We start from the raw sequence: 3,659 nt of genomic DNA, 5'->3' as shown, positions 1-3,659 counted from the left end.
TAGATGTTGTAGTCGTTGCTGTCGGCCCAGTCGATCAGCCACCTGCGCAACTGCTGCGCAAAATGCGGCGCGCGGCCGGGCGCCTCGACCTGCCGTTCAAAGTCGATACGCAATGGCCGGCGCCTGAGCGTTTCATAAGCGGCCGGCGACAGATGCCCGAACTTGACCATCTGCGCAAGCACGGTATTGCGGCGCTGCACGGCGCGCTCCGGATTGATCACCGGGTTGTAGTAGCTATTGCCCTTGAGCATCCCGATCAGCGTGGCGCTTTCGAGCAGATCCAGATGGCCGGCGGATTTATCGAAGTAAGTACGCGCCGCCATTTCGATGCCATACGCGTTGTACAGGAACGGCACCGTGTTCAGATAGGTTTCGAGGATCTCGCTCTTGGTATAAAGCGCTTCGATCTTGAGCGCGGTGATCGCTTCCTTGAGCTTGCGTGTGAGCGTCTGCGAACGGCCGATCTCATCGGGATAAAGATTGCGCGCGAGTTGCTGAGTGATCGTCGAGCCGCCCTGGCGGCTGCCGGAAAACGTGTGCAGCGCAGCGGACCCGGTGCGGCGCCAGTCGAGGCCGTGGTGCGTATAAAAGCGATGATCCTCGGTAGCGATCAGCGCATCGATCACGTTCGGCGAGATATCCGCAAGGTGCACCCATTCACGGTTGGTCGGGCGAAACTCGGCGAGCAGCTTGCCATCGGCGGAATAGAGTTGAGCAGGTTGCTCGATCTTGGCACGACGCAGATCCCCGATGCCCGGCGTAAAGGGGATCAGCAACAGCACATAGAGCAGCGCGACTGCGGGAATGGCCACGAGCGTGCGAGCCACGCCGCGACGCGTGGGATGGCGCAAGTGCGCAATGCACATAGCGGCATACGGCTTGATCCAAGCCGCCAGCTTTGAACCGGAATGTCGAAGAACAGAGAGGTCTAAACGCTTCACACTGGCTTACCAACAGCTGACGAAGGCTGAATGCTATCAAAATGCCGGCGCCGTCCCGCATAAGCCACGAGCGGGTTAATCGGATTAGCATAGGCCTGCGTTCAAAAATGGAGACAAACGCAATGAGCCAATATCACTCGATGTCCTGCCCATGCTGCGCAATTGAAGAGCGCGGTCTTGATCGACGAGGGTTTATCCGGCTGGCGGGTGGCGCCGCCGCGGCGCTGGCGCTCATGCCGCTTTCGGCCCGCGCGCAGGAACAGACAGTCCCGAGCATTGCTTTCGATTCCATTCCGAACCCCGTGCATCTTCCCCGCGATGTTTTCTTCGGTGAATGTTCCGGCGTCGCGCTGAATTCGCATGGCCACATCTTCGTGCTGTCGCGCGGCAACACCACGGGACCCGCTTACGCCGCAGCGGCCGCGCAACTGCTCGAATTCGCGCCGAACGGAAAGTTCATCCGCGAGATCGGCCATAACCTCTATGCGTGGTCGTTCGCCCATAGCGTGAAGGTCGACAGACAGGACAACATCTGGGTGACCGACAAAGGCTCGGACATGGTCATCAAATTCACGCCGGAAGGCCGTGTTGCGATGGTGTTCGGTCGCAAGCAGGAAGCCGCCGACGAAGAAACCGGTCCGCTCAAGCATCCGAACCCGCCGCTGCCGTCAGAGCCGGGCCGCTTTCGCCAGGTTACCGATGTCGCCTGGGACGACGCCGGCAACACCTATATCAGCGATGGCTATATCAACTCGCGCGTCGCCAAGGTCGATCGCGATGGCAACTGGCTCAAGTCGTGGGGCGAACGCGGTACGGGTCCGGGCCAGTTCCACACGCCGCACAGCATCGCGCTCGATGCCGAAGGCCTCGTGTACGTTGCGGATCGCAGCAACCGCCGCATTCAGGTCTTCGACGGCGAAGGCACTTTCCAGCGGCAATTCACCATCGATGTCCCCGTCCCGCCTGGCGCTCGCGCGGCGATAGGCTATGCGCCGGATGAAGCGGCCATTGCGGCCGGGACGTTTGCGCCGGGCTCGCCGTGGGCGATTTGCATATCGCCGGGACCGAATCAGGTTTTATACAGCGCGGACGCTTTCCCGGGGCGCATCTACAAGATGACACTCGAAGGCAAATTGCTCGGCGTGCTCGGCGAGTCCGGCAAGCAGCTCAAACAGTTTGGATGGATTCACCAGATGGCGTGTCCGTCGGAGAACACGCTCTTTGTGGCCGAGCTGCTGAACTGGCGCGTGCAGAAACTGGTTTTGCATGCGTGATGAATAGCCAGGAATAGCCAGTGATCGAACCGGGGCGAAAGGCGCAAGGTCACCGCCCTGACTTAAAAATCGGATTATCGATATACCGATTCTCCCTCATATCGCACTCGGGATTTCACCGGGTCAGCGGATTAATTACCGCGCTAATCTGCACCGAGAAGTAATTATTATCCATTCACCGCGAAAGAACGTAAGTATTCTGTATTAATTTTCGACTTTCATAAAAATTTGTATGATCAAATTTTATTACCTATTCTTTTCGTAAATTATAACTATTGACCCAATCAAACCGGGGCTTTGTAACCGAACCTTGAAGGCAGGCTACTTGGCATGCGTATTGATCCTTCCGCGATTCCGTTATTCGAAAACCCTTCAAATCTCAATCAAAAAGAGCTACACGTCTTGTCTACCGGGGCACATTCGCGGGTGTCCGCTACGTGGCTTGCGGTGTTGGCCAACATCGCGCTGCTGCCGTTGCCGGTCTTTGCAAATTGCACCGCATCAGGAACGGCTACGAGCTGTGACACCAGCGCGCCTTCGCCGTGGCAGACCACGATCGGCACAGGCCCCACTGCCGCCACCGGTTCGTCAGTTCTGGTCGGGCCGAATGCGCAGGTCATTCTCGGAGACGCAACAGCAATTGCGCTCGCCGACAATGCGAACATAACCGTGCAATCAGGTGCGCTGGTGCAAAACAGCGCGCGGACCTCCGGAGGCACTTATGGAACGGGCGGCAACACAATCGATTTCCGCAACAACGGCACGTTGACCGTTCAGCAAGGCGGGTCGGTTATATCGGCGGGTACACAGGGATCGGCTGAGGCGGTGAATCCGGAAGGCGCCGGCAATACGATCGTCAATAACGGGACAATACGCGGGATCAATTCGGCCGCTATCTGGTTTCAGAATACCAGCGGGCTGAATACGGTAATCAATAACGCCACCGGGGTAATCCAGGCCCCGAGTAACGTGATAGGCAGTTCCGGCAATGGCGCGGTCGATTTCACAAATCGCGGCCAGGTGATCGGCAACCTGATTTTCGCAGGCGGCAACGACACATTGCGCCTTTACACGGGTTCCAGTATCAGCGGCAACTTCAATGGCGGCGGCGGCAACAACACAATTTTCCTGAGCGGGGAAGGGACCGCGACCTTACCCGGCAACATGGTGAACTTCTCTTCGCTGATCAAGAACGACACCGGGTTCTGGACGCTGAGCGGCACGGTGACGGGCGTGACAATCGCGGATGTCCAGCAAGGCACGCTTGCACTCACCGGCAACAACACGAACTACACGGGGAAAGTGCTGGTCGAACCGGCCGGCATTCTGCAGGCTCGCGCGCAGAGCTTGCCACCAGGCGTGACGGACAACGGGCTCGTCCGTTTCGCCCAACCCGACGACGGCACGTATGCCGGCCGGTTCGACCAGCACTTTCCCCGTGTAA

Annotated in this window: 2 protein-coding genes and 1 pseudogene; 2 read left to right on the top strand and 1 reads right to left on the bottom strand. The window is 58.6% G+C overall.

The window, feature by feature from the left end; genetic code table 11:
* Positions 1-866, bottom strand: an 866-nt coding sequence (locus ACRXB1_RS32765) for a transglycosylase domain-containing protein (RefSeq protein ID WP_449494394.1), incomplete at its 3' end; no start/stop codon positions are given.
* A 197-nt stretch (positions 867-1,063) separates the two neighbouring features.
* Between ACRXB1_RS32765 and ACRXB1_RS32760 the strand changes: the two genes are divergently transcribed.
* Positions 1,064-2,215, top strand: coding sequence for a peptidyl-alpha-hydroxyglycine alpha-amidating lyase family protein (locus ACRXB1_RS32760; RefSeq protein WP_449494393.1), 1,152 nt, complete (start codon positions 1,064-1,066; stop codon positions 2,213-2,215).
* A 402-nt stretch (positions 2,216-2,617) separates the two neighbouring features.
* Positions 2,618-3,659: pseudogene (locus ACRXB1_RS32755) on the top strand (autotransporter outer membrane beta-barrel domain-containing protein); the annotation flags it as partial.

It is taken from the genome of Caballeronia sp. M23-90 (genome assembly GCF_053574605.1).
The sequence above is the reverse complement of the archived record's forward strand: the minus strand, read 5'-3'. Positions and strand labels throughout refer to the sequence as shown.

Coding starts and splice junctions, on each gene's coding strand:
- ACRXB1_RS32760 (WP_449494393.1), top strand. CDS start 1,064: ATGAGCCAATATCACTCGATGTCCTGCCCATGCTGCGCAATTGAAGAG.